Source organism: Oceanibaculum sp. (assembly GCF_022449305.1).
Classification (GTDB): domain Bacteria; phylum Pseudomonadota; class Alphaproteobacteria; order Oceanibaculales; family Oceanibaculaceae; genus Oceanibaculum; species Oceanibaculum indicum.
The window spans coordinates 1-1624 of the sequence record NZ_JAKUSO010000131.1; the positions used below are offsets into that span (position 1 = coordinate 1).

2 protein-coding genes are annotated in these 1624 nt (G+C 66.9%); both read right to left on the reverse strand.

The window, feature by feature from the left end:
- Nucleotides 1–151: 151 nt before the first annotated feature.
- Nucleotides 152–1330 carry a pentapeptide repeat-containing protein gene (locus MK313_RS18160; protein WP_287783664.1) on the reverse strand — a complete coding sequence of 393 codons (1179 nt, stop codon included), beginning with the start codon at nt 1328–1330 and terminating at the stop codon, nt 152–154.
- A 35-nt stretch (nt 1331–1365) separates the two neighbouring features.
- A partial coding sequence (locus MK313_RS18165; protein WP_287783666.1) for a hypothetical protein occupies nt 1366–1624 on the reverse strand: 259 nt, incomplete at its 5' end.

Below are 1624 nucleotides of genomic sequence, written 5' to 3' on the forward strand. Positions count from 1 at the left end.
TCTCGACAGCTTCCCGGTTGGAGACGGCGAACAGCACCGCCAGCAGCAGGAAGGGCAGCGTGATCAGGGCGGTGAGTATCCGGGCGATGCGCGATTGCTGGGCCATGCCCGCAGTCCACACCGGCAGGCGGCTGCCGTCAAGGCTTCGGCATCAAGATTTGGCGGCGAGGTCGATCCCGAAATCGGGCAGCACGCTCTTCTGCTCGTCGTCGAGCACGGCTTCCGTCAGGTCAGCACCTTCCAGCACGGTGGCGCGGCTGCGGCCCGTCGGCCTGCCATCGGCGCCGATCAGCGGGGCCGGCCCCAGCTTCGCCCCCGACAGGTCGGCACTGTGCAGCTTGGCACCGCGAAGGTTGGCGCCGGACAGATTGGCGCGGACCAGGCTGGCCTGGGAGAGGTCGGCGCCGGCCAGATCGGTCAGCACCAGCAGCGCGCCATTCAGCAGCGCGCCGCGCAGACTGGCCGCACGAAGGCTGGCGCCCGACAGGTTGAAGCCGCGCAGATCGGCATCGGTGAGGTCGGCGCCGTCCAGCTCCGCGCGTTCGCCGCGCTGGCCCTGGCTGCTGACCCAGCGGTCATGATCGAAGAGCTGACGGTGCAGCTCGATGTCGAAGCCGTCAAGCGGCGGCGCGAAATTAGCACCTTCCGTATCGGCCCCGTCCAGCACGCCATCGGTCAGCGTCACGCCGACCAGCCGGGCGCGCTGCAGGTTGGCACCGTTGAGATGCGCGTTGCTGAGGTTGGCCCCGTTCAGCAGCGCCTCGCGCAGGTTGGCCGCGCCAAGGTCGGCGTCGGTCAGGTCGGTGTTGCGCATGTTGGCGCCGGCCAGGCTGGCATTGCGCAGCACCGTGCCGACCAGCATCGCGCCGGTCAGGTCGGCCTGATCCAGATTGGCGCCCGACAGATCGGCGCCTGACAGGTTGGTGAGCCGCAGCATCGCGCCTTCGAAGCCTGGCGATGACATGGAGACGGTACCATGCGCGCCGCGCAGATCGGCCCCATTCAGATCGCTGCCCCGGAAGCTGGCGCCCGACAGGTTCGCGTCCACCAGCTTGGCCTTGCGGAGGGACGCCTCATCCAGCGTCGCGGCGGTCAGGTCAGCGCCGGTCAGGTCCGCCCCTTCCAGATTGGCACCGGTCAGCCGGATACCCTGAAGGCCGGCACCGGACAGCTGGCATTTCCGCAGATCCCGGCCGGACAGGTCGAGGCCGAACAGGCTGACATTGCTGAAATCGGCCGGCATGGCATCTTCCGCGCCGGCGAGCCAACGCCGGTGCGCTTCGAGTTCCGCGAAGATATGTTCGCGCGATCTGTAGGAATGCAGTGCCATTGCGATACAGTATCACCGAAAGAATTAACCGTCGGTTAACTGCCCTGCGGCGGAAGATGCGCCGGCCGGTCATAGACCCGATAGAAGCCGATCAGCAACATCCTGACCTCCTCCTGCTCGCCCAGCGGCAGGACAAGGCGATGGTAATAGCCGATCACATAATCATCGGGCTGGAACTTGTGGCATTGATAGACCGGCTTGCGGTCCGCGACGATGCGGTCATAGCTCTCGATGGCGGCGTCACGGAGCTGCGTAATGCCGGGCTCCTCGATATAGCGCCCGGTGAGGTCCGCG